This is a genomic window from Afipia sp. GW823-FHT06G09 (genome assembly GCF_058794875.1).
Genome location: NZ_JBXAHF010000001.1, coordinates 229,006 through 252,949 on the forward strand (window position 1 = coordinate 229,006; position 23,944 = coordinate 252,949).

Annotated in this window: 24 protein-coding genes and 1 tRNA gene; 7 read left to right on the plus strand and 18 right to left on the minus strand. The window is 58.9% G+C overall.

What is annotated here, in order from left to right; all coding sequences use genetic code 11:
* Nucleotides 1-255 precede the first annotated feature (255 nt).
* A complete protein-coding gene (locus AC1Q67_RS01070; RefSeq protein ID WP_492235512.1) occupies nucleotides 256-1,173 on the plus strand; it encodes a glycosyltransferase in 918 nt (305 codons plus the stop codon).
* On the opposite strand, the gene rfbC is transcribed toward AC1Q67_RS01070, so the two are convergent.
* The 5 genes from rfbC to AC1Q67_RS01095 are packed head-to-tail and all read right to left on the minus strand — an operon-like array spanning nucleotide 1,170 to nucleotide 5,516.
* The gene (gene rfbC / locus AC1Q67_RS01075; RefSeq protein ID WP_492235511.1) at nucleotides 1,170-1,712 is read right to left on the minus strand and encodes a dTDP-4-dehydrorhamnose 3,5-epimerase; all 543 of its coding nucleotides are present in this window, start codon (nucleotides 1,710-1,712) and stop codon (nucleotides 1,170-1,172) included. The genes AC1Q67_RS01070 and rfbC overlap by 4 nt on opposite strands.
* On the minus strand, nucleotides 1,709-2,599 hold the full coding sequence (rfbA, locus tag AC1Q67_RS01080; protein WP_492235510.1) for a glucose-1-phosphate thymidylyltransferase RfbA: 891 nt from the start codon (nucleotides 2,597-2,599) through the stop codon (nucleotides 1,709-1,711). The genes rfbC and rfbA overlap by 4 nt, the downstream gene beginning before the upstream one ends.
* A complete protein-coding gene (rfbD, locus tag AC1Q67_RS01085) occupies nucleotides 2,596-3,492 on the minus strand; it encodes a dTDP-4-dehydrorhamnose reductase (RefSeq protein WP_492235509.1) in 897 nt (298 codons plus the stop codon). The genes rfbA and rfbD overlap by 4 nt, the downstream gene beginning before the upstream one ends.
* Nucleotides 3,489-4,589 (minus strand): dTDP-glucose 4,6-dehydratase, encoded by a 1,101-nt coding sequence (gene rfbB / locus AC1Q67_RS01090; RefSeq protein ID WP_492235508.1) that lies wholly within the window; start codon nucleotides 4,587-4,589, stop codon nucleotides 3,489-3,491. The genes rfbD and rfbB overlap by 4 nt, the downstream gene beginning before the upstream one ends.
* The gene (locus tag AC1Q67_RS01095) at nucleotides 4,590-5,516 is read right to left on the minus strand and encodes a glycosyltransferase family 2 protein (RefSeq protein ID WP_492235507.1); all 927 of its coding nucleotides are present in this window, start codon (nucleotides 5,514-5,516) and stop codon (nucleotides 4,590-4,592) included. It abuts the gene before it with no gap.
* 373 nt (nucleotides 5,517-5,889) lie between these two features.
* On the opposite strand from AC1Q67_RS01095, the gene AC1Q67_RS01100 reads away from it, so the two are divergent.
* Nucleotides 5,890-7,842 (plus strand): glycoside hydrolase family 99-like domain-containing protein, encoded by a 1,953-nt coding sequence (locus AC1Q67_RS01100; protein ID WP_492235506.1) that lies wholly within the window; start codon nucleotides 5,890-5,892, stop codon nucleotides 7,840-7,842.
* A 230-nt stretch (nucleotides 7,843-8,072) separates the two neighbouring features.
* Nucleotides 8,073-9,002, plus strand: a complete 930-nt coding sequence (locus tag AC1Q67_RS01105) for a glycosyltransferase family 61 protein (protein WP_492238137.1) — start codon at nucleotides 8,073-8,075, stop codon at nucleotides 9,000-9,002.
* 7 nt (nucleotides 9,003-9,009) lie between these two features.
* Here AC1Q67_RS01105 and AC1Q67_RS01110 read toward each other — a convergent pair whose 3' ends face one another.
* Complete coding sequence (locus AC1Q67_RS01110) at nucleotides 9,010-9,294, minus strand: hypothetical protein (RefSeq protein ID WP_492235504.1); 285 nt, start codon at nucleotides 9,292-9,294, stop codon at nucleotides 9,010-9,012.
* Nucleotides 9,295-9,406: 112 nt separating this feature from the next.
* Entirely contained in the window at nucleotides 9,407-10,126 is a 720-nt protein-coding gene (locus AC1Q67_RS01115; protein ID WP_492235503.1) for a Stf0 family sulfotransferase, read from the minus strand.
* 138 nt (nucleotides 10,127-10,264) lie between these two features.
* Here AC1Q67_RS01115 and AC1Q67_RS01120 point away from each other — a divergent pair, with 138 nt between their 5' ends.
* Together AC1Q67_RS01120 and AC1Q67_RS01125 are read left to right on the plus strand one after the other, a co-directional pair.
* Entirely contained in the window at nucleotides 10,265-11,059 is a 795-nt protein-coding gene (locus AC1Q67_RS01120; protein WP_492235502.1) for a hypothetical protein, read from the plus strand.
* Between the two features lie 44 nt (nucleotides 11,060-11,103).
* Nucleotides 11,104-12,267, plus strand: coding sequence for a glycosyltransferase (locus AC1Q67_RS01125; protein WP_492235501.1), 1,164 nt, complete (start codon nucleotides 11,104-11,106; stop codon nucleotides 12,265-12,267).
* A gap of 36 nt (nucleotides 12,268-12,303) precedes the next feature.
* Here the strand turns inward: AC1Q67_RS01125 and AC1Q67_RS01130 are convergent, their stop codons facing one another.
* From AC1Q67_RS01130 to AC1Q67_RS01165, 8 genes are all read right to left on the minus strand, one after another.
* Nucleotides 12,304-13,473 (minus strand): acyltransferase family protein, encoded by a 1,170-nt coding sequence (locus AC1Q67_RS01130; RefSeq protein ID WP_492235500.1) that lies wholly within the window; start codon nucleotides 13,471-13,473, stop codon nucleotides 12,304-12,306.
* A gap of 178 nt (nucleotides 13,474-13,651) precedes the next feature.
* A tRNA-Pro gene (locus AC1Q67_RS01135) sits at nucleotides 13,652-13,729 on the minus strand.
* Between the two features lie 146 nt (nucleotides 13,730-13,875).
* A complete protein-coding gene (locus AC1Q67_RS01140; RefSeq protein ID WP_492235499.1) occupies nucleotides 13,876-14,538 on the minus strand; it encodes a MerR family transcriptional regulator in 663 nt (220 codons plus the stop codon).
* A gap of 56 nt (nucleotides 14,539-14,594) precedes the next feature.
* Nucleotides 14,595-14,930, minus strand: a complete 336-nt coding sequence (locus tag AC1Q67_RS01145) for an integration host factor subunit alpha (RefSeq protein ID WP_024575191.1) — start codon at nucleotides 14,928-14,930, stop codon at nucleotides 14,595-14,597.
* Nucleotides 14,931-15,059: 129 nt separating this feature from the next.
* Nucleotides 15,060-16,037, minus strand: a complete 978-nt coding sequence (locus AC1Q67_RS01150) for a beta-ketoacyl-ACP synthase III (RefSeq protein WP_492235498.1) — start codon at nucleotides 16,035-16,037, stop codon at nucleotides 15,060-15,062.
* The gene (gene plsX / locus AC1Q67_RS01155; protein ID WP_492235722.1) at nucleotides 16,034-17,095 is read right to left on the minus strand and encodes a phosphate acyltransferase PlsX; all 1,062 of its coding nucleotides are present in this window, start codon (nucleotides 17,093-17,095) and stop codon (nucleotides 16,034-16,036) included. The genes AC1Q67_RS01150 and plsX overlap by 4 nt, the downstream gene beginning before the upstream one ends.
* Nucleotides 17,096-17,293: 198 nt before the next feature.
* Nucleotides 17,294-17,875, minus strand: a complete 582-nt coding sequence (locus AC1Q67_RS01160) for a YceD family protein (RefSeq protein WP_492235497.1) — start codon at nucleotides 17,873-17,875, stop codon at nucleotides 17,294-17,296.
* Nucleotides 17,872-18,426, minus strand: a complete 555-nt coding sequence (locus tag AC1Q67_RS01165; RefSeq protein WP_492235496.1) for a ubiquinol-cytochrome C chaperone family protein — start codon at nucleotides 18,424-18,426, stop codon at nucleotides 17,872-17,874. Before AC1Q67_RS01165 ends, AC1Q67_RS01160 begins: the two co-directional genes overlap by 4 nt.
* A gap of 134 nt (nucleotides 18,427-18,560) precedes the next feature.
* Between AC1Q67_RS01165 and AC1Q67_RS01170 the strand changes: the two genes are divergently transcribed.
* Both AC1Q67_RS01170 and AC1Q67_RS01175 read left to right on the plus strand, forming a co-directional pair.
* Complete coding sequence (locus tag AC1Q67_RS01170) at nucleotides 18,561-19,037, plus strand: outer membrane protein assembly factor BamE (protein WP_492235495.1); 477 nt, start codon at nucleotides 18,561-18,563, stop codon at nucleotides 19,035-19,037.
* Between the two features lie 151 nt (nucleotides 19,038-19,188).
* Nucleotides 19,189-20,190 carry a Bug family tripartite tricarboxylate transporter substrate binding protein gene (locus AC1Q67_RS01175; protein ID WP_492235494.1) on the plus strand — a complete coding sequence of 334 codons (1,002 nt, stop codon included), beginning with the start codon at nucleotides 19,189-19,191 and terminating at the stop codon, nucleotides 20,188-20,190.
* Between the two features lie 68 nt (nucleotides 20,191-20,258).
* Here AC1Q67_RS01175 and AC1Q67_RS01180 read toward each other — a convergent pair whose 3' ends face one another.
* The 3 genes from AC1Q67_RS01180 to thiL form a co-directional block, all read right to left on the minus strand.
* Entirely contained in the window at nucleotides 20,259-20,411 is a 153-nt protein-coding gene (locus AC1Q67_RS01180; protein WP_492235493.1) for a hypothetical protein, read from the minus strand.
* A gap of 191 nt (nucleotides 20,412-20,602) precedes the next feature.
* Nucleotides 20,603-22,717 carry a sodium-translocating pyrophosphatase gene (locus tag AC1Q67_RS01185; RefSeq protein WP_492235492.1) on the minus strand — a complete coding sequence of 705 codons (2,115 nt, stop codon included), beginning with the start codon at nucleotides 22,715-22,717 and terminating at the stop codon, nucleotides 20,603-20,605.
* A 232-nt stretch (nucleotides 22,718-22,949) separates the two neighbouring features.
* A complete protein-coding gene (gene thiL, locus AC1Q67_RS01190) occupies nucleotides 22,950-23,942 on the minus strand; it encodes a thiamine-phosphate kinase (RefSeq protein ID WP_492235491.1) in 993 nt (330 codons plus the stop codon).
* Nucleotides 23,943-23,944 lie beyond the last annotated feature (2 nt).

Consider the following 23,944-nt stretch of genomic DNA (forward strand, 5'->3'; position numbering starts at 1 on the left):
GATCATTCAACGCCAACGCCCGATCAGGACAGCGGATCGGCGAGCACCTTCTCCTATCTCCAGATTCTGGCCCGATCCGGGTACAAGGTCACCTTCGCTCCATTCGATCTCCGGAAAGCCGGACGCTATACAAAAGCGCTCCGCCGGCTTGGAATTGATACGCTTTCGTCCCGCAAGTGGCCGTCGATCTTCAACGTCATCGAGACTCTTGGTCCCCGTCACGACATCATACTGTTTTATCGCGCCCATGTCGCGATGCATCTGTTCGACCTCGCCCGCAAGACCGCGTCAAAAAGCCGAATCGTGTTCCATCCCGTCGATCTGCATTTTTTACGAATGCAGCGCGAAGCCGCGTTGAGCGGTGATCCTTCCCAGATCCGTTCGGCCGACGAAATGCGCACGACCGAACTCAGCCTCATCCAGCGGGCAGACGCCACGATCGTTGTGAGCACCTACGAGAAGGATCTGCTAAAATCGCTCTTGCCAGACGCTCCCGTCCATCAAATTCCGATCCTTCGCGAGATTCCCGCTGCGCCAGCGGCAAACAACATCATGGAATGGATCAAGGATAAATGGACGAAGCGGCGGAGCGGCAAACAGCAATCGACGCTCCGTCCGTCCAGTGGTTTCAATGATCGAAAAGATATCCTTTTTATTGGAGGCTTCGGGCACACCCCGAATGCTGATGCCGTACTTTGGTTCGTGCGCGAAGTCTGGCCACACCTGCTCGCGAAAGGTTTCAAGGAGCGCTTCGTGATCGTCGGCTCAAAAATCCCCGGCGAGATATCGGATCTGGCTGGCGACAATATCGATGTGCGTGGCTATGTCGAGGATCTCCAGCCGCTGTTTGCGGAATGCCGGTTGAGCATCGCCCCGCTCCGCTTCGGAGGCGGGATCAAGGGGAAGATCGTGACGAGTCTGAGCTATGGCGTTCCTGTGGTTGCAACCACGATTGCGGCGGAGGGAATGCAGCTCGTACACAACGAAACCATCCTCATCGCCGACTCTCCAAACGATATGGCCGATCAGATTATTGCTGCCTGCAGCGATCCGGTTCTATGGCAAAAGCTTTCGTCGAATGGACAGGACGCATTCATCCGGCAGTTCTCTCACGACGCTGGAAAAGACAAGGTACTGGCCGTTTTCGACGGCCTCATTTCCTCTCCGGCCTAAAAATAGTCAGCGTCAGCGAAGCTGCGCGCCGTCCGGTCTCTTTCCGAAACAGCAGTGATGGCCGCGGGCCAGTTCACGTTGAGAACAGGGTCGTCCCATCTGATGCTTCGTTCGCAGTCGGGAGACCAGTAGTTTGTGATCTTGTAAAGTACATCGGCTGTCGCGCTCAGGACCTGGAATCCATGCGCAAAACCCTCGGGGATCCATATCTGCTTCCGGTTTGCGGCGCTCAGGACATCCCCAACCCATTGTCCGAAAGAGGGGGAATTCTTCCGCATATCGACGGCCACGTCGAAAATCTCCCCCTGCACGACCCGCACGAGCTTGCCCTGGGCCTTCGGCGCTATCTGATAATGCAATCCACGCACGACACCCTGCCGTGACGATGACTGATTATCCTGAACGAACGATATCCCGGTCCCGAACAATTTCGCAAAATGCTGGCTGTTGAAGCTTTCAAACAGAAAACCCCGGTCATCCTCGTATATCTGTGGCTCGAGAACAAACACGTCGGGAATTTGCGTCGGCGTAATCTTCACAATCTGAACCTGTCGGCGAGAAGCCCCTTGAGATACTGACCGTATCCTGTCTTTCCTAGTGCATCCGCTAACTGATCAAGTTTTTCGGCGTTGATCCAGCCCTTCGAGAAGGCAATCTCCTCGGGACATGCGATCTTCATACCCTGACGCTGCTCGAGAGTCGCTACAAACTGCCCCGCCTGGAGGAGCGTTTCATGAGTCCCCGCATCGAACCACGCAAATCCCCGGCCGATGATCTCGACATGCAAGCGTCCCCGCTCAAGATAAAGCCGGTTGAGATCGGTAATTTCCAGTTCGCACCGCGCTGACGGCGTGAGTGATCGCGCGAACTTGATCACCTCGTTGTCGTAAAAATAGAGGCCTGTTACGGCAAAATTCGACCGGGACGACAGCGGCTTTTCCTCCAGGGAAACCGCACGGCGGCCGGCATCGAATTCAACAACGCCGTAACGCTGCGGATCCGGTACGTGACATGCGAACACCGTGGCGCAGTTCTGCCGGGCGCACGCCTGAGTGAGTAATTCGGGCAAACCATGACCATGGAAGATGTTATCGCCAAGAATAAGGGTAACATCGTCCTCTCCGATGAACGACGCGCCGATCGTTATCGCCTGAGCCAGACCGTCTGGATTCTCCTGAACAGCATACTGGAAATTCATCCCCCACTGCTCGCCGGTATCGAGCAGTTGCACGAACCGCGACAGATCCTGAGGCGTCGAAATGATCAGCACATCACGGATATTCGACAGCATCAGAACGGACAGCGGATGATAGATCATCGGCTTGTCGAAAACAGGCAACAGCTGCTTGCTGACAGCGATCGTGGCAGGGTGCAATCGCGTGCCTGTCCCCCCTGCCAGGATGATGCCCTTTCGTGTCTTGGTCATGTCAGCTCTTTACTCAACTCTTGAACCAGTTGCCGTACCCCCACTTGCCATTCCGGCATATCGAGAGAAAAAGTTCGCCGGATCTTTCCGGTATCCAGCACACTGTTTCTCGGCCGGGGCGCGACCGTCGCGTATTCGGTAGACGAAATCGGAACGACGTCATCCGGACCAGCTCCCAGTCCGAAGTTCAGCCGACGGGCTTCACGCAGCAGCTCCGTCGCATAGCCGTACCAGGACACACGGCCAGCCGCGGCCAGGTGAAACACACCGAAACGCTGGGGCTTGTCTGAATTGATCTGATCAATCAGGTTCGCGGTCGTATCCGCGATGAATCTAGCCGATGTCGGTGCGCCAAATTGGTCCGCGACCACGGTGATCCTGTCCTGCTTGCGTGCGAGCTGCAAAATCGTATTGGCGAAGTTTTGCCCCGCCGCGCTGTAAACCCAGCCGACGCGCAAAATGATACTACGGCAGCCCGACGCCAGGACTGCCTGATCACCATCAAGCTTGGATCGGCCATATGCATTTAGCGGGTCGGGCCGGTCGTCTTCCAGATACGCCGAGGGCTTATCGCCGCTGAAGACATAGTCCGTCGAGTAATGCACAAGAACTGCGTTGAGCCTGCTTGCCGCCTCCGCCATCACCGCGGGCGCAAGCAAGTTCACGCGAAAGCAGAGATCCTTGTCACTTTCAGCGCGGTCAACCGCAGTATATGCCGCCGCATTGACAATGATGTCGGGCTTGACTGAACCGATAATCGACCGAAGCTGATCGACGTCGGACAAATCACAGGTGGTTCGATCAAGAGCGACAACAGCCCCGCGCGTCCTCAACACCGTTTGGAGCGCCGATCCGATCTGGCCATTTTTCCCGAACAGCAGGATCGTCTTCATCGAACCCCGTAGTTCTTTTGTATCCAGTCGCGGTACGAGCCTGACATGATCCCCGCCAGCCAGTCATGATTGGAAAGATACCAGCGCACAGTCTTGCGCAGACCCGTTTCAAAGGTCTCCTGTGGCGCCCACCCCAACTCGCTGACGATCTTTGATGCATCCATCGCATACCGGCGATCATGCCCCGGGCGGTCCGGAACCGAAGCGATCTGCTCGCCGTACGATTTCCCGTCTGCACGCGGGATCTCGGCATCTAGCACGCCGCAAATCGCCAGAACCACTTCCTTGTTGGTTTTCTCGTTCCGGCCTCCAATGTTGTAGACTTCTCCGACACGGCCCCCCCGCAATACCGTCTTCACCGCAGAGCAGTGATCGGCAACGTAAAGCCAGTCGCGGCTGTGCAGTCCGTCACCATAGATCGGCAGCTGTTTACCGCCCAAAGCGTGGCTGATCATCAGCGGAATGAGCTTTTCCGGGAATTGATACGGTCCGTAATTGTTCGAGCAGTTAGTGGTCAGGACCGGAAGTCCATAGGTTCGATGCCAGGCCCGCACGAGATGATCGGCAGCCGCCTTGGAAGCCGCGTAGGGACTGTTCGGCACGAACGCATTTTCTTCCGTGGACGCGTCCTGTGACGGCTGCAGCGATCCATATACCTCGTCCGTCGATATCTGAAGGAAGCGGAACTCCCGTCCCTCTTCGCCCCTTAACCGCTCCCAGTAATCTCTCGCACATTCCAGCAGCCTGAATGTACCAACAACATTCGTATCGATGAAATCGCCCGGGCCATGTATCGAACGATCGACATGGGACTCCGCTGCGAAATTCAGGATCGCCTGCGGCTTGTTGCGCTCCAGGATTGCTTTGACCAGTTCAGCGTCACCGATATCGCCATGAACGAATTCAAGATTCGAATCCGAGGAGATCGTCTTGAAATTATCGAGGTTCCCGGCATAGGTGAGCTTGTCCAGATTGATGATCGGCGCCTTCTCGGCCTTCAGCCAATCGAAAATAAAATTGGTCCCGATAAATCCGGCGCCCCCGGTCACCAGGATCGGGCGCACTTTGTCCTGGGAAATGATCGACGACACCGTCATCTAAAGTTTTCGCGCAATTGCTGCGAACCAAAGCGTGCACGTCGCAGGCAGTGTCTGACGGTACACACCGGACTTCCAAAGACCATAAAGGCGGGAAGCGAACCACGCGTTCCGGGCCGCAGAAAAATCGTCAAGGACCTTCTGACTTGCATTCGTCAGATGCGAGCTCGACGCCTGCAGCGCCTGAATGTTTGAATCGGTCAATGCGCTGAGACCTCCCGAGAAAATTGCCCTGATGCGCCCCCACCGGGACCGCAGCGTCGTTTCCAGTCCGACGGCGTTGTCGCCATGCTGGCGGTACTTTATCGTCGGCACCGGATCATAGAACACAACGCCTCCCGCACCGGTCACGATCTGATACCCCCACCAGTCATGAGAATTGACCTTGAGGCTCGGCGTTGTCTCCAGCAGATGCTTTGCGCTCCTGTTAAACACCATTGTGTTGCCGCTCGCGATGTTCTGCACCAAAGCATGCCGAAAGGACGGGGGCCTTTTGAACAACGGCGAAAATCCAGTATGGCGTCCCTCCCGATCCACCAATTCCGCTCGCGAGCAGTATATCGCGGGAATCTCCGGAGATATCGATTCAAGCCAGCGAAGGGAACGCTCGAGCTTGTCCGCGGACCAGATGTCGTCCTGATCGCTGAATGCAAAATAGTCTGCGCGCAACTCCTTGTTTCGCGCAAGCGACATGAAGTTATCTGCGAACCCTTCCCTCGGCCCCGAACATACAACGACCGGCGATGTGCAGCCACGGGCGAACGTTTGCAAGACTTCGATGGACCGATCCGATGAGCCGTCGTCAGACGCGACCATGGACCAATCCCGATGGGTTTGCTCCTGAATCGACCGGAGTTGCTCGCCGAGAAACCTCTCCCCGTTTTTCACTCCCATCAGAATACAAACATGTTTCGACGCGATCGGCATAGCGCGGCTATTCTTAAAAAATACGCTGAAACGTAAACAGTAGAACCCGGATTATGGACGCCAAACTAACAGACCACGCCGGTCATGTATATCTCGCGCAGGGGCAAAGCCATGGGCGAGACGCATCTCATTAAGGTTAGTTCACCCATCAGCTTCCGGGGCGCCCCACATCAGTATCGTTTTCATGAAATTCTTTTGCTATTCTCCCCAAATTACGTAGATGTTTTTTGAAGGCAGGGGATTTTTCGGGCAGTATTTGGCGAACAGCCGAATTCAGAGACGTCTCAATTTGCGCAAACGCGGCGAACAGCCCCCTATTTGTGCAGACCCGACAACTGCGTGATTTTAGAAGTCTCTTCGAAAGAGAAACTGCATGAGTTCGGCGGCCGATATTTATAGCTACGAAATTGACAAAGGCAGCAACACCGCACCCGCGAACGTGCTGCGCTTTGTTGGCAGCAACAAAAAGGTACTTGAAATCGGCGCGGGGCCTGGCTCGATTTCGCGTGTGATGACCGAGAGCAACGGCTGCGAGGTCACAGCGATCGAACGCGATTCCCAGTGCGTGGAAATACTTCGAGGCTTCTGCAAGGAAGTGATCCACGCAAATCTTGATGAATCCAACTGGTCTGCTGCCCTCGGCGCCACGAAATTCGATGCCATCGTGATCGCGGATGTCCTCGAACATCTTTACGATCCTTGGACAACACTCAAATCGGCCGCCGATTTTCTCAACGACACCGGCAGCCTGATTGTATCAATACCTCATGTGGGCCATGCGGCCATAATGGCCTGCCTGGCCGACAACGATTTCGCGTATCAGGACTGGGGGCTGCTTGATCGGACTCACATTCGTTTCTTCGGCATCAAGAACATACAGAGCCTCTTCGAACAGGCGCGGCTCAAGATAACGGAAGTCGCCTTCGTCGTCGTTCGCCCAGAGGAATCGGAGTTCGCCGAGCGATGGGAACGGACACCGCAATCGAAACGGGACGCATTCGAATCAACCGAGTACGCGCACGTGTATCAGGTTGTTGTGCGCGCAGAACCGATTGATCGAAATCCGGAGAGAAAAGGAATCGTCCTGACCGAACAAGTAGCCGGTCAGGCAAACAAGCTGAAGTACATCGCGTTCTATCTTCCGCAATTCCATCCAATCCCTGAAAACGACGCGTGGTGGGGTAAGGGGTTTACCGAATGGACCAACGCCACCAAGGCCCGGCCGCTGTTTGAGGGACATTACCAGCCTCACCAGCCCAGTAACGGATTTTACGATCTGCGGGACCGGAGTGTACAACATCAGCAGATCCGGGAGGCCAAAGCCCACGGCGTCGACGCGTTCTGTTTTCACTACTACTGGTTTGGCGGACGCCGCCTGCTGGAGCGGCCGGTCGACGAGTTTCTCGCCGACAAGAAAGCCGATATCGAGTTCTGCCTTTGCTGGGCGAATGAAAACTGGACGCGGGCGTGGGACGCATCCGAACATCAGATTTTGATCGAGCAGACCTATTCGCCCAAGAACGATATCGACTTTATCGAGAGCTTGTTGCCGTTCTTCAGGGATCGGCGTTATCTGCGGGTCGATGGAAAACCTCTGCTGGTGGTCTACCGGCCGCAGCAAATTCCAGATACCGCCGCAACGGTCCGGCGCTGGCGGGAATTCTGCCGGGCACACGGGATCGGCGAGATTCATCTGGTCGCGGCCCTCACCCATGGCAACACCAGCTTTGAGCATTTCGGCTTCGATGCCGGCGTCGAGTTTCCGCCTCACAACTGTCTGGTGAAGAACTACGCCGGCGACCTGCCCGGCATCGAAAGCACGGCGGAAGCCATCGCACTCAAGTTCAACGACATCGCCACGCAATATCTCAGCCACAACTACCGCAAGCGGCGCGTTTACCGCGGCCTCTTCCCGTCATGGGACAACACTGCGCGCAGGAAAAAAAATCCACTGATCGTTCTGGACGGCACCCCCGACAATTACGAGCGCTGGTTGAACGAGGCCAGCGAGAAGACAGTGGCGGAGCGAGATCCCGACGACCGCCTGGTTTTCATCAATGCATGGAACGAATGGGCCGAAGGCTGCCACCTCGAACCAGACATCAAGTACGGCTATGGCTTTCTGGATGCGACCTATCGCGCAAAGCGCGGACGGCCTAATCCGAGTGATGGATTCACAAGCAACACCCGGCTCAAGAAACGCAAGAAGCGAAACGATCGCATGGAAAGTCTGAGGCTGTGGGGGCACCGGAGCTTGCGCGGACATCCCGTGGCATTCGCCGTTGCACGATCCGTCTATCGCACCCTCATGAAACCATTTCGATGAGCTACTCGAGCATCTCGGTGGACGAATGGGCGGGGCAGCCGCTAACCCGGGATGAAGTCTTGTGGACCTCGAAGCTCGGACATTGTTCTTTTGTGCCCCGTCAGGTTCAGCGATCAACCCCATTCGATACTTTCCAAAGCACCGACGAGCCCTCCCCTTCCGAGGTTCTGAGGATATTCGGTGACAGGAACTACCTATCCGCTGACGTAAAGTTCGCCCGCATAAGCAACTTGTCCATCGACGACCAGCTGAGCGTCTGCGTCGACAAGGCCGGGCGAGTCCTGAAAGAAACCGCCTCGATCGCCGAAGCCATCGACCCGGGCCTTCAAACTGCACGCGTACTATCGTTGCAAGCGTCGAGGCAGATCGTCGAGGAACCCGTCATTCACTGCTTCCATCGCGCTAGTCCCGCATATGGTCATTTCATCTTCGACTGCCTCGCCCCCCTGTTGATATGGCGGGATGTGATCCTGTCGGGACGGGCGAAGATATTGCTTCCATCGTTTTTCCCAGCCTGGGGGCCGCGCATTCTCGCGGCTGCGGGATTCGACATCAAATCGCATGTGGAGATCATAAAGAAGGACGTCGCGGTCTGCCGCGAAGTGATTTTGTCAACGGCCATCGACTCCCGAAATTGCTTTCGCCCTGTTCCGGAAGTTCGCCCGTTGCTGGCCCGCCCTCTGCAAGCCATCCGCCCCTCATCTGAGAAGATGATTTACCTGACGCGGCGGAATCAGGTCACTTATTCGGACCGAACAATCGCCAACGAAGACGAGGTGGTTCGCGCACTTACGCGATTCGGATTCGCGATCGTCGAACCCGGCAACCTCGCGTTCGAGGATCAGGTAAGCCTGCTCCATGGCGCGGATATTATTGTCGCGGCGCACGGCTCCGCGTATGGAAACCTGCCCTTTGCCAGACCCGGATCGACCCTGATCGATCTCATGGCTACCAAGTACATCAACTATTATCCCGGATCAGAGCGCTGGGCACTCAATCTGAGCACCCTTTTCCAGCTCAACTACTTTCTGGTTTTTTGCCAGTCTCATACACTGGAAGCGCCGACCAAACGCGCGGGAAAACCGATCGTCTCAACAGTCGACCTCGATCTGCTGACACGCGCCGTCGATGCTGCAATGGCTTTTCAGTATCCCGCGTAACGGCGGATCAGCGTCCGCCATATCCGCGTGAGAACATGTTCTTGAGTTGAACCAGAAATGTAAACACCCACGCGAGCGTATAGAGACCGGCCAGTCCCAACGCTGTTCTCCGATCCATCAGCGACAAGCCCGCCCAGTACCAGACGCGATAAATCCACAGTCCGGCTGTGGCGACACCAAGGAAACAGACAAGCAGTTTCAGACCCGAACTGTTGGCTACGCCAACAGCTGCGAACAGAATTGTCGCGGGGATAAGGAACATCTGGCAGACGGAAATCAAGTTCTCGTTCATGAAAGCTCCCGGCGAATCGTCCCCGGGATTCTAGCTCATTCGCTTGTCAGGCCGCGAGTCCGCGAAATAACAAACGCACCTGCCCCGGAACGACGATCACATCGCAACGAGATCAGAATGAGTCGATGTAGGATGAATCTCCGGCTTCGGACACAAACCGCTTGCGCCAATCCTCGATCACCTCGTCACGCTGGATTTTGAGATTGATCTTGGAAGGATCAATTACCGCTGTTTCAGCGTATCCAAAGAGATCCGCGATCCGGCGAACACCCTCTTGCGGGTCCTCCATCAACTTTTCATAGATCAATGTCGTCGGTTTGATTCCCGTCCTGGCAAAAAACGCCGTCCATCGCGCTTGTTCCCGAGCGATATCCCGTAGCCGGGCATGTATCAGCTGCAAATCGTACGTTGCAGCGGCTTGTAGCGGCTGCGTCGATCGGTACTGACCGGTTTGCTGAGCGCGCGCCCAGGAAATCGCCTGACCGAGCACGTCACGCCTTTCGAGATAAATGAAATGGAGATCTGGCAATGCCTCGGTCCATGACACATGCGGACGAACAAGGTCGTGCTGGCTTGGAAAGAGCTTGAGCGCGTAAACGCCATTCGGCGTCGCACCCAAAGTCCGGATCCTGAGCATCTGCTCAGATGGATCATCGGGAAAGGTCGGATCATCAAGGACCCGCCTTGCAGGTCCATTGAAATATTCCAGCGGACGCCCCAGGCATCCGGTGCTCGCAAGCAGTTGCCCCAGGAAATTGCTACCCGAGCGCGGGATCGTGCAGATCGCGTAGCCCGTATGAGCCAGCGCATCAGATGTACCGACGGCCTTCATTCCTGCCCTCGCAAATTGCCGGACGATTTGAACAATCCGCGACATTCAGCTTGCGGCCTCGCTTCGAGCTTCGTTCTGTTCCGTCATTTCACCCTACGCGTTACTTGATCCTTCGGTGCGATGGTTATACAGGGTCGTATGATTGAGAACTACAATCCCGACCGCCGCTCCGCGGCTTTTGTTGCGCATCCGGGTCATGAGTTGCGGCTGCATGGCTGGTTATCTCGCGCAAAGCCGGTTTGCATGATCCTGACCACCGGATCCAGATCCGGCACCGACCGTAAACGGCTGCAGGCTTCCGCCCGGATCGTCGAAAGTGCCGGCGGACAATGCTCCAGGCTATTCGGGGCTGTCCTTGACCGCGACCTCTACGGAATGATTCTTGCGGGAGACGCGACGCCATTCCGAAAGTGGACGGAGAAGCTTGCCGACATACTGGTCACCAGCCGGACCGAGCAACTGGTTGTCGATGGATGGCAGCTCTATTCGGTGAGCCATGATCTGACCCATATCATTGGCCGGCTCGCTGCCGAACGGGCGTCCCGTGCACTGGGATACAAGGTTGAAGTTCTGCAGTATGAAGTCGTTCCGGCGCTGTTGGCCGAATGCAGCGACAGCGGCAAACCTGCATTTGAGCTCAACCTTTCTGACGACGAACTGAAAGCAAAGCTTGCCGCGATCGACAGCTATCCCGGCATCGAATTCGAATTGATCGAGATCAGGCAGATCGAGGAAGAAGGTCACGCGCGAACGGAGCGCTTTTTTATGCCCCCTCCAATCGCGGATGTTATCCGGCCTCCCTCAACGAAGCCAAAATACGAATCCTACGGAGAGGCTCGGCTGGCGGACGGAATTTATCAGGACGTTATCCGCTGGCATCACGTTGAAAGGATCATTCACCACCTCGTCGCCTCGCAGCGCGCGATCCCGTAAGAGGCTTCCTGTTGCGCATTCTCTTTACAAACATTCAGTTAGGGATGCGCACCGGTACGGAGATCGTTGTCAGGGATTTCGCACTGCGCTTGACGGAACGGGGGCACGAAGTCGCCGTGTATTCTCCCTCCATCGGAGAACGCGCCAAGGAACTGACGGACCGGGGAATTCCCGTTGTCGATAACCTTCTGAAGATTGATCGTCCGCCCGACGTCATCCATGGCCAACACATGCCGGTCACGGCTGAAGCAATACTCGCCTTTCCACGCGCCCCCGTGGTATCGCTTTGCCACGGCACAAATCCCTGGTTCGATCAGCCTCCGCGTTTTCCGCAGGTCCGACGGCTATTCGCCGTGGATGAAACCTGCCGCGCGAACCTTGTCGCGTCACATGGCGTGCCCCCCGAACAGGTTGGCATTCTGCCGAATGCCGTCGATCTGCGCCGTTTCGTTGAGCGCGGAGACATGCTTCCGGCTAAACCCGGCAGCGCTGTTTCCCTTATAAAACATGCCGGCCTCACCACCCTTCTCCAGGAGGCGTGCGATCGCTGCGGACTGACGTTTCAAGCCTACGGTCACGGGGTTGGCCGGCCGGTCGATGATATCGAGCGCCTCGCGGCAAGCGCCGATATCGTATTTGCCACGGCGCGAACGGCGCTGGAGGCCATGGCTGGCGGCGCGGCTGTTGTTCTCGTTGATGCTCGCGGGTTCGGCGGTCTCGTGACCTCGGCAACCTACGAACAGGGCCGGAGCCTCAACTTCGGCGTCGGAATGCTCACCCGGGAAACAACCCTGAGCGGATTGATCGAGGCGATCGGCTTATACGACGCACGAGATGCCGCGTCCGTAAGCCAGCGCGTGAGACGGGAAGCCGATCTCGATCTTACGGTCACGCGCCTTGAAGGCATCTACCAGTCGGTGATCGACGAGGTGGTCCAGAATCCGGTGATCGATTCCGAAGCATTCCGGCGAGCGCAGATAGAATTCTACAGTTCCTGGCTCATGCACATGAAACCAGCCGGACCACGGCTTCTCGACCAAACGCAGCTCAGGAATGAACTGGCGGCACTTCATGTGCGTTTTGCTCACGAGATGGAGCGCAACAAGGCGACGATCGAAGGGCTTGTGGCGGACATCGCCCGAGCGGAGCGTTCGCGCGCGGTTCGGCTGGCAAAACTTATTCGCCGCTGGCTCGGGCACTTGCGATAGAAAACAGCCGGAATCCGGACTTCGGGAAAGGACACCTTAGGTCGTCTCCGGAACGGCGTCCGGCTCCGCTTGCGTTGTCGGACCTGCTTGCGGCGAGATTGCAGCCATCCCCATGATCCAGCGAGCCGGCGCCCATGGCCTGATGAGACAGTGATAGGCTGCAAGCGAAACCGCCATTGTCGCCAGCCATATCGTCAAGATCTTGAGCCAGACCGGTATCGCAAGCGGCAGCAGCACTATGCCAATCAGCAATAGCGGCACGTGGTGGACAATATAGACGGGTAGCGTTGCTTCGCTGAGATATGCAATTGTCCGCGTGCGGGCTGGCTTCAAACGGTACATGAAACCAAAACCTGCCCCTACGCCGCCCCACGCAACCAGGGCAATGCAGGCGCGGCCCGGTGTCGATTCACCAAACAGCACAAGACCGACAAAACCCATCAGCATCAGCGTCAGCAACCGCGGAGCCTCGGTCCGAATCCTGGCCTCGAAGCCCGGCCACGCAGCACCCCCCGCACCCAGCACAAAGCAGAGCGCAAAGTAGGAAAAGTTGGTCCAGTCCGCGATGAGGTTCGGGAAGTATGGCCAATATCCGTGAAACACCGTGAGCAGCGCGGCCATGGGCAGTATCGGGAGATAGACCCAGAAAGCTGAAGGCATCTCGGCACGCGGCACGCGACGCGCGAGACGCACCAGCAGCGGCAGAAGCGCGATCGATATGAGAAACAGGTAAGCCAGAAACCAGAGGTGCGACCACGACATCAAGGGGAGGCGCGTGAGATTGTAAGGGAAGAAATTGAAGTAATGGATCGGCGGATCGATCTGCAAAATCCCTTGCATCCATTCGGCCTCGCGCAAGCCGTGGAAGCCCATGTCGCGCCCGTCGTTAAGCTCGATATATTTGATGATGGATCCGAATATCACGATGCCGAAAGCCAGCGGCACCAGCAGCCGCGTCACTCTCTCTTTTACGAAGCGGCCAGGGCTTCGCGCCCTCAGCGAGGTGACCGCTGACCAGCCAGCCACGACGAACCATGATGAGATCGCCGCAGCGCGCAGGAAGTCGAACAAAAGGGTAGCTGCCGCCGACGATGTTGCGCTCTTAAGGTGGTAGTGAGGCTCGGAAGAGAAAATCGCAAGCGCATGAACGAGAATAATTGTGCCACAGAGCAGAATTCGGAGCAGATCAATATCAGGACGCCGCATACACCCCCCGACCACAATCGATCTCTCAAGGTATCAAAGCCGGTGTGGAGCGGATATCCCAATCTGCGGACGCGCTGAAAATCAGGCCCGCCAGTCCTGCACAACCGGCCGCCTGTGATCTCGCGGCGAGTTGATTTGAGGCCGCTGGGGAGTGGAGATACCCCCGAAGGAGAGAGTTTGGTCGGAGCGAGAGGATTCGAACCTCCGACCCCTAGTCCCCCAGACTAGTGCGCTAACCGGGCTGCGCTACGCTCCGAACCGTGCCATGAGGCACCGATCCTGTAGCCCCGTTCGCGCCATGGTGCAAGAAGGGGCTGCCCCGGGGGGAATGCCCTGATTCCAAGCTTTAGGTCGACTAGCTTGGCAAACCCCGCGGAACCAGCGCCCTGCGGCCAAAACGGCTTAGTCTTCCTTCAGGACCTGATCGATCAGCGCTCTCGCGCCGATCAGATCGTCCAGCGCTGCCTGAAGCTTGCCGCGATCCATCGGCCTCGCGCTTTTCCGGATATTCGGCGGGGCATAGGCCTCGGCGCCGGATAGGCCGTTCAGCGGAGCCGGCTGCACCGGCTTCTGCACCACCGCTTTGGGCGCTGAGATCTCCGCCAGCGGCGGCCCGAGATCGCGCAGCGACAGCGTCGAGGGATACTCGTCTTGGTGGGCATCAGGTTCGTCGGCGGCGGCGAGTTCGTCCTCGGTGTCGATCTCCACTTCGTCGGCTGCCAGGTGTGGGGCGTGTTCGCCCTTTTCCGGCCCGAACGAGGGTCCATCGAACAGCGCGGTAGCATGATCGGCGGACCCATCGGTGAGGCTCTGGACCGATTTCACGCCATGCTCGCGCAGAATGCGCTGGACACCGCGGATGGTGTAGCCCTCGCCGTAAAGCAGCCGGCGGATGCCACGCAACAGGCTGACATCATCGGGGCGATAGTAGCGGCGTCCCCCGCTCCGCTTCATCGGCTTGATCTGGTTGAAGCGCGTTTCCCAGAACCTCAGGACGTGCTGCGGCACATCAAGGTCATCAGCGACCTCGCTGATTGTCCGAAACGCATCCGGCGCTTTGTCCAAAATGCTGGCTCCCCGTTGAAAGCCGCCGTCCTAGGTCCGTCTTTGTCCTAAGTCAGTCAGTCGTCGGCGCTATCGGCGCTACCGCCGCCACTGCCGTTGCCGTTGATACGCTGCTTGAGAATCGCTGACGGCTTGAACACCATAACCCGTCGCGGAGAAATCGGCACTTCCGTTCCGGTCTTTGGATTACGGCCGATACGCTGGCCCTTTTTGCGCACCATGAAGGAACCGAATGACGACAGTTTCACCGTCTCGCCCTTCTCGAGGCAGTCGGTGATCTCTTTCAACACCAGTTCAACGAACGCAGACGACTCCGTGCGCGACAGCCCTACCTTTTGGTAGACGGCTTCGCACAGATCAACGCGTGTGACTGTCTTCCCGGTTCCGGTCATCGCCTGCCCCGCTCACGGCGAAAAAATTTATGTTCTGAAATTATGAGCTTAGCGACCGAGGGTCAACCTTGCTCATCGATGCAACAGCATGAAATTGTTTTCAATTATCGACAGACTTTAGCAAAAGACTCACCAGCGCAATAGCGCCGATCCCCAGGTGAAACCGCCGCCCATCGCTTCCAGCATCAAAAGATCGTTCCTCTTGATGCGCCCGTCGTCGGCCGCAGCCGCAAGCGCGAGGGGAATCGATGCCGCCGAGGTGTTTCCGTGACGGTCGACAGTGAGCACCACTTTCTGCGGCGCAATATGCAACTTCTTCGCAGATGCATCGATGATGCGCTTGTTGGCTTGATGCGGAACCAGCCAGTCGATGCCGTCAGCCGTGGTCCCCGTCGCATCAAATGCGTCGACGATAACGTCGGTGATCATGCCGACGGCGTGCTTGAACACTTCACGGCCTTCCATCCGCAGGTGGCCGACGGTCTGGGTGCTCGAGGGGCCGCCATCGACAAACAGCTTGTCCTTGTGACGGCCGTCAGAACGCAGATGTGTGGTCAGGATGCCGCGATCCGCAGAAGTTCCGGCCTGCGATTGAGCCTCAAGCACCACCGCGCCGGCACCGTCCCCGAAAAGCACGCAGGTTCCACGGTCGTTCCAGTCCAGGATGCGCGAGAAGGTTTCCGCCCCGATCACCAGCGCACGCTTGAACGCACCGGTCTTCAGAAAATTGTCCGCGGTCGCCAGCGCGAAAATAAAGCCGGAGCAGACCGCCTGCAAATCGAACGCGGCGCCGTGGTTGATTCCCAGACCGTTCTGGATCGCAACCGCCGTCGCCGGGAATGTGTTGTCGGGTGTCGAGGTCGCCAGCACGATCAGATCGATCGACTGCGTGTCGATCCCGGCATTGGCGATCGCTGCCTGTGCGGCCTTGAGACCGAGATGCGAGGTGAACTCACCCTCCGCCGCAATATGACGCTGCTTGATGCCGGTGCGCTGGATGATCCACTCATCAGAGGTGTCGACCATCTTCGCCAGTTCGGCGTTGGTCAAAATGCGCTCCGGCAAATAAGAGCCGTAGCCGAGCACAACCGAACGCATCACAGTCACGAGACAGCCTCCTGCGCGTTCGGCACGATCGAAAGAGCGTGGCCGTCGCGGTTGAGTGTTTGATTGATCTTGGGCAGGAGATCGTAGCGGACCATGTCATAACCAACATCGACAGCCGACGCAAAGCCCTCCGCGTCCGTGCCGCCATGGCTCTTGATGACCACGCCGTTCAACCCAAGGAAGACGCCGCCATTGACCTTGCGAGGGTCCATCTTGTCACGCAACGCGTTGAAGGCGCCGCGCGCGAAGATGTAACCCAGCTTGGATCGCCAGGTCCGGCTCATCGCGCTGCGCAGATATTCCGCGATCTGCCGTGCCGTTCCCTCGGCGGTCTTCAGGGCAATGTTGCCGCTGAAGCCTTCGGTGACGATGACGTCCGCAGCACCCTTTCCGATGCCGTCGCCCTCGACAAAGCCGATGAAGTCGAGCTGCGAGAGGTTCATGGCCCGGAGCAGTTCGGCGGCTCCGCGAACGGCCTCGACGCCCTTCACCTCCTCGACGCCGATATTGAGCAGACCCACCGTCGGCCGTTCGAGATCAAACAGGACGCGCGCCATGGCGCTTCCCATGATCGCCAGCGATGCGAGATGGCGGGCATCGCCGCCGATCGAAGCGCCGACGTCGAGCACAACAGACTCTCCGCGTACTGTCGGCCACACCGCCGCAATGGCCGGACGGTCGATACCGGGCATCATGTGCAGATTCAGCCGCGACATCGCCATAAGCGCGCCGGTGTTGCCGGCAGAGACGGCGACGTCGGCCTCGCCCTTTTTGACGGCGTCGATCGCCAGCCACATCGAGGACGACTTGCGGCCTCGGCGCAGGGCCTGGCTGGGTTTCTCATCCATGCTGATCGCGATGTCGGCATGAAAGACCCGCGAGACGGCTTTCAGCGCAGGGTGCGAATCGAGATGCGTGTTGATCAAGGCGCTGTCGCCGAACAGCAGAAATTCGACGTCAGTGTGCCGCATCAAGGCGAGCGCCGCCCCCGGAACCACCACCGATGCACCGAAATCGCCGCCCATGGCGTCAAGCGCGATTCGAACCTTTTGCGGCATAAGCGTCCCGGAAACCTGATCGTTGCGGCCTCGAAGCAACTGGCCGCGAGCTGAAAGCCATCGTTGCGACAGCGGTAGGCGGAGGTCTTCGCCAAAAACAGCGCAGCCCCAGCCGGGCAGCGACAATAGCGTTTTTGTGGTGCGATACAACGGCTTGACCCAGGCGGCTGGTTCGGTCAAGCGCTCCCGGCAGCGTTGTCATTTTCCCTTGGGTTTTTTGCCTTGAGGCACGCCCTGCTTCTCCTTGAGCGCCTTAAGGGCCGCAAACGGGTGTTCGTCAGGGTCTTCAGGGGTTTCTGGCGGCACGAAGGTCACCCCCGGCTTGCGCGGATAGGGATCTATTCCCAAAACAAGAAACTCCATTGCCAGTTGGCCAAGGTCAATGGCGCCATGGATGATCGGTTCGGGCGGATCGGGAATCTCGGCGTCGTCCCCCTCTTCCTTCTGAGCCATTTTAGCAGGGATTTGCGAGGGCGGCGCGAAAACAGCCGCAATATCTTCGTCAATGTCGTTCTCGACAGGCTCGAGCGAAACCACGCAAGTCTGTTCAACACGCGCCTTGACCCGCCCGGTAACGCTCACGTGGCCTTCTGGCTCGGGCCTCACGTCGAATGACGCCGTAGCGCGCAGCACCGCATTCACCCCGGCAGCCGCGGCGATCAGTTCGCGCTGGGCCGCGCTAGCTTCCAGAACCTGATGTAGTCCTGTCTCAGGCAGCTGGACGACCATCACCGGAAAGCTCCAGGGAAGATCGCTGTCAGTCATATGACCCTTGCTCATGGTCTGGCTCGCAACAGTTCAACTTCAACCTTCGGAAACGCCCAAGCCCCCGTGCGGGCCGCCGTATCGTCCAGGGCCGCCAGACGGGCGCTGACATCACAGACGTAATCCGCCAGCACCTTCGCATTCTCCAGCCCCTCGCCATTGAAGACATTCTTGGACAGCGAGAGCGCCAATTCCGCCTCACCCGCCTCGAAGGCCATATCGTAAGCCGCCGAGCGCCCGTAGAACGCCTCACCAAACGCCTGCATTCGCTTTGGAACGGTCAGGTCTCCGACCCCCATTTCGCGCAGATTGTCGTCCATGTCCGCGCAGAAGCGGTCGAAAAGTGCCTGCGACAGGGCGCTTCCCCCTTCAACCGGCTGCAACCGGCGCAACACCAGCCACAGGTGCAGGATCAGCATGTCGAATCGGCCATTAACCGTGTCACGGACGCCAAGGTCCGTGTAAAACGCCGGTTCTCGCGCTTGCGCCACGATCATGCCATAGATGGCTTCAATGGTGCCGCGCGGGACGGTGGGGTTCCTGAAGCGATTGAACGGCCAAAGCATTTTCGGTTCCGCGTCGAAGCCGGCGGCGATCCCTGATCGCCCTGACGGCCTTTGGTGTGTTGAAATCGGAAGTCCTGCCCGGTACGTCAACGGTCAGGCTGATGCAAGAGGCAAGAAGGAAGGCCACGCGAGACATGACCGTTTCCAGACAGCCCGGTTTCCAGATCGCCGGAGCGCGGCGCTTTTCGACCCGCCTGCGCATGGCCGCCGTCACGGCGCTGGTTTGCGCAGCACTCACCGCCTGCACCGGCGAGCAGTTCCAGAAGGGCTACATCCTCCCTCCCGGCGCGCTTGAACAAATTCCGATCGGCGCCAGCCAGGACCAGGTCCTGATTGTGATGGGCACGCCCTCCACCGTCGCTACCCTGAGCGGCGAGGTGTTCTATTACATCTCCCAGCGCTCGGAGCGTAAGGTCGCATTCATGCAGCAACAGGTCATCGACCAGCGCGTGATTGCGATCTATTTCGACAAGAACCGGACGGTCCAGCGCGTTGCCAATTACGGACTCCAGGACGGCAAGATCTTCGACTTCATCAGCCGCACCACACCGACCAGCGGCCAGGAAATGAGCTACCTCACGCCGATCTTCAAGCTCCTCAGCCCGCGCTGATTGCATCGCTCACCGGCGGCTCGGCCGCCGGTATTTTGCTGCGCGAAACACCCTTCATCGCGGCGTTCATGGCCGCACTTGCCGCCACAAAACGTCACCGGTACGCTTGCCCGCAACAATCTCGCAAAGAGATGTAGCTGGGAGGATACCGATGACGCATTCACTGTCCCGCCGTGCCGTGCTGTCAGGCGCTGCGGCGCTTACCACAAGTCCGCTATGGCCACGCCCGGCGAAAGCCGCGGAGTGGCGTCCCACAGAAACGGTGCGAATTATCGTGCCGGCAGCTCCCGGCGGCAGCACCGACGTGATCGGCCGTTATCTCGCACAGCATTTGCAGCAAGCGTGGGGCATATCGGCCGTCGTCGAAAACAAATCCGGCGGCGGCGGGACCATCGGCACCGCTTACTACGTGCAGCAAAAGCCCGACGGCAACACGATCCTCGTGGGCAACCCGGGGCCCAACGCGGTCGCGTTCAGCATCTTCCGGTCCCTGCCTTATAAGGCCGATCAATTGCAGCCAGTCAGCAACGCAATCCGGATTCCCAATATCGTCTCGGCGCATCCTTCCAGCGGCATCAAGTCCATCAAGGAACTGATCGCTTACCTGAAGGCCAATCCGGACAAGCTGAACTACGGAACCTCGGGAGTTGGACAAAGCCCGCATCTCACGGCAGTCTGGTTCATGCAATTGACCGGCGTGAAGATGACCCACATTCCGTTCCGTGGCGCTGGGCCGGCTCTGACGGGCGCGCTTGGCGGCGACGTGGCGATCCTGTTCGACAACCTCTACCCCTCACTGCCGCAGACAGAAGATGGCAAGCTCATCGCGCTTGCGGTGACGACGCCAGAGCGCAGCTTCAAGGCGCCCAACATCCCAACCATGCGTGAGAGCGCGCCGGAACTCGTCAACTTCGATGTCTCGTCCTGGTTCGGCATGTTCATGCAGGCTGGAACGCCACGGCCCATCATCGATGCCTACAACGCTGAAATCAAAAAGATGCTGGAACGCGACGACATCAAGAAGAACATCGCGGCAATGGGTGCCGTTCCCGACTACGGAACGCCCGAGCAATTCACCGCCTTCATCGATGCCGAGATCAAGAAGTTCGCCGGCATCATCAACAAGGAAGGCCTCAAGATGGACGTCAATTGACGCCACGCTCCCTCACAAAAGAAACGGCCGCCCCAAGGGCGGCCGTTTTGCTTTGATACCAAAATCCATCACACGGCCATCAAACCCTGTTCGACGAACCTGTAGCCAGCCTCCCAGCGCTGATGCTGCTCGGTGTTTTCGGGATAGGGATTATTGTGCGGCTCGTTGTTGAAGCGCGCGAGTTTCCCCTGCTCGAACGGATCGCCATCGTCTGCAGCCATGTATAGCCTCCCTTGTTCAACAAGAGACAACGCACACGATCTTGATCGGGTTTCCTCGACGCCCAGAAATATTTGGCGTTGATAACGGTTCAACCTGTCATCAAATCGCAACAATCGCGTGCGGCATCCGCACCAAAAGAAAAACCCCGCGACGCGAGTCGCGGGGTTCTCCGTTCAGTGATCTGTGACGATCAGTGAGCCAGGATCGCGAGCAGCAGCAGCGCCACGATATTGGTGATCTTGATCATCGGGTTCACGGCAGGACCGGCCGTATCCTTGTAGGGATCGCCGACGGTGTCACCGGTCACGGCTGCCTTGTGGGCATCGGAACCCTTGCCGCCGAAGTGGCCGTCCTCGATGTACTTCTTGGCGTTGTCCCAAGCACCGCCACCCGAAGTCATCGAGATCGCGACGAACAGACCGGTCACGATCACGCCGAGCAGCATCGCACCCACTGCCGAGAACGCAGCCGACTTGCCGGCAGCGCCGCCACCCGCGATCGCATAGATCACGAAGTAGACGAAGATCGGCGACAGCACCGGCAGCAGCGACGGAATGATCATTTCCTTGATCGCGGCCTTGGTCAGAAGGTCAACAGCCTTGCCGTAATCCGGCTTGTCAGTGCCCTTCATGATGCCCGGCTTTTCGCGGAACTGGCGGCGAACCTCTTCCACGATTGCACCGGCAGCACGGCCCACAGCGGTCATGCCCATCGCGCCGAACAGGTACGGCAGCAGGCCGCCGAACAGCAGGCCGACCACCACGTACGGGTTATTCAGCGAGAAGTCCGGATTAACGCCAACGAAGTACGGGCTCTTCGAGGCAATGAAGAACTTGAGATCTTCATTGTACGCCGCGAACAGCACCAGTGCGCCGAGACCGGCCGAACCGATCGCGTAACCCTTGGTCACCGCCTTGGTGGTGTTGCCGACCGCATCGAGCGCGTCGGTGGACTTGCGCACTTCCTTCGGAAGGCCAGCCATTTCGGCGATGCCGCCCGCGTTGTCGGTCACCGGACCGAACGCGTCGAGCGCGACGATCATGCCGGCCAGTGCCAGCATGGTGGTGGTCGCGATCGCGATGCCGAACAGGCCGGCCAGGCTGTATGTGATCAGGATGCCCGCGATGATGACGATCGCCGGAAGAGCGGTCGATTCCATCGAGATGGCGAGACCCTGGATCACGTTGGTGCCGTGACCGGTCACCGACGACTGTGCGATCGACTTCACCGGGCGGAAATCGGTGCCGGTGTAGTACTCGGTGATCCAGATGATGAGACCCGTGACGACGAGGCCCACTACACCGCACTCGAACAGTGCGAGACCGGTGTACTTCACGCCCGCGAGCGGACCGAAGCCGACCAGTTGATTGATCACGAAAGCCACGCCGAACAGGGAGAGAACGCCGGTGGCGATCAGCCCCTTGTAGAGTGCGCCCATGATCGACTGGCTGGCGCCGAGCTTGACGAAGAAGGTGCCGACGATCGAGGTGATGATGCAGATGCCGCCGATAGCGAGCGGCAGCGTCATCATGTTCACCAGCAGCGGCGACGTGGCGAAGAAGATCGCGGCGAGAACCATGGTCGCGACCGCAGTCACGGCATAGGTTTCGAACAGGTCAGCCGCCATGCCGGCGCAGTCGCCCACGTTGTCACCCACGTTGTCGGCGATGGTGGCCGGGTTGCGCGGATCGTCTTCCGGAATGCCAGCTTCAACCTTGCCGACGAGATCGCCGCCGACGTCCGCACCCTTGGTGAAGATGCCGCCGCCGAGACGGGCGAAGATCGAGATCAGCGAAGCGCCGAAGCCAAGCGCCACCAGGGCGTCGACAACGGTACGGCTGTTCGCCGGAAGCCCTGCCCCCTTGGTGAGGTACATGAAGTACAACGTCACGCCGAGCAGCGCGAGACCTGCAACGAGCAGACCCGTGATCGCGCCCGCCTTGAAGGCGAGTTCAAGACCACCGGCCAGCGACTTGGTCGCCGCCTGCGCGGTGCGCACGTTGGCGCGAACCGAGACGTTCATGCCGATGAAGCCCGCAGCGCCCGAGAGCACGGCGCCGATCAGGAAGCCGACTGCAACGAGAATGCCGAGGAAGTAAGCCAGCAGCGCGAAGATCACGATGCCGACGATACCGATCGTCATGTACTGGCGCTTCAGATAGGCCTGCGCGCCTTCGCGCACCGCCGCCGCGATTTCCTGCATGCGAGCATTGCCCGCATCCGCCCCAAGCACCGACGAGGTCGCCCACGCGGCGTAGACGATGGAAAGTGCTCCCGCGAGCACAATCAACCATAATGCTGTCATTGATGTTGCCTCAGATCCCCTGCTGTTTCCCCAGAAACGCTCCACTGGCCATACAGGGTGGCCGGGCGCGCAAAAAAGAAGTCATGCGTTTTCGAAGGCGAAAAGCTGCCTCAATTCGGCGCGGACAATGCCAAAATCATACCCTTGACGCAACGCCACCAACGGCCGTGTGATCGTTTTTCGGGTGATTCAACAAATCCACCGAAGATCTTTTGGTTGCAGTGCGAAATTGTCAGAAGTGGCTGTAGGACAAGCGTTTCAGCACTACCGGCTGGCCTGTCATGTCGAGGAACCGAGGCGCTGCCGTACCTGCCTCAATCCTGCCGATGGCAGTGACCTGCACACCGGCCTGTTGCGCAGCGGCGACGAACGAATCCCACCGATTCTCCGGGACAGCGCACAGGACCTCGTAGTCATCACCACCAGACACCATGGTTTCGATGTCCGCACTGCTGTTCGCAAGTAACGCCCGCGCGGGAGCCGAGAGCGGAACAGCCCCCAGATCAACTGCAGCCGAAACGCCGGACGCGGCGCAGAGCTTGGCGAGATCGCCCGCCAATCCGTCCGACACATCCATCGCAGCACTCGCGTGATCACGGACAGCAAGAGCAAGCGCGCTGCGCGGCTGCGGAACGCGGTAGCGTTGAACGAGCAATTCGCGCGCGGCAGTATCGAGGCCCTCGCTTGCGATGCCCTTGAGAACGCGCAAGCCCAGCGCTGCATCCCCGATGGTGCCGGTGACAGCGATCCGGTCGCCCGGCTTCGCAGTCGTGCGGCGAACCATCTTGCCCGGCGGAACGCGGCCAAATGCCGTGACCGAGATCATCAGCGGTCCCGGCGTCGAGACCGTATCGCCGCCCAGCACCGGGCATCCGAAGGCCGAAGCATCTTCGCCGAGCACGCGGGCGAACGGCGCCAGCCATTCGTCCCTCGCCTCGCGCAGCGCAACGGTCAGCACAAAGCCTGCGGGAACGGCGCCCTTGGCGGCCAGATCCGACAGGTTCACCCGCAACGCCTTGCGCGCAACGGTGCCCGGCGGGTCATCGGGGAGGAAATGAACGCCTTCGATAATCGCATCGGTGGTGACGACAAGATCATCGCCCGACGACTTCAGGAGAGCTGCATCATCGACCAGGCCGAACGCCCCGGGATCGGTCGCGAGCGGACGGAAGTAGCGCGCGATCAGATCGTCCTCGCCCGATGCTTTGGCACCCGGCGCCGTCATGC